The 272-nt window shown below is 68.0% G+C and carries 1 protein-coding gene; it reads right to left on the bottom strand.

The window, feature by feature from the left end; all coding sequences use genetic code 11:
- Positions 1-272: cell division protein FtsQ/DivIB (locus SAZ04_RS22095; RefSeq protein WP_332699746.1), on the bottom strand; the 272-nt coding region annotated here is incomplete at both ends.

Raw genomic sequence — 272 nt, forward strand, 5'->3', positions numbered from 1 at the left:
TTCTCCAGCTCGGCGCGCCAGGAGCCGCGGCCGGACAGGTGCAGCTCCTCGACATCGCCTTCCTTCAGGCTGGCCAGTACCGGCTGCAGCCGGCGGTACAGCACCAGCATGGCCGCGGCCGTGCCCTCGGGGCCGCTGAAGCGCGGCAGCCCGTCGTCTTCCACATCGCCGGTATTGGCCTCGAAGACCTCGCCCTGGATGTTGACCAGCTTGTCGTTGCCGTCTTCGGTGGCCCACAGTGCCGCGGCCTTGTGTTCTTCCAACTGCACCGA

The sequence above is a fragment of the Halalkalibacter lacteus genome, assembly GCF_036663595.1.
GTDB lineage: Bacteria > Bacillota > Bacilli > Bacillales > Bacillaceae_D > Halalkalibacter > Halalkalibacter lacteus.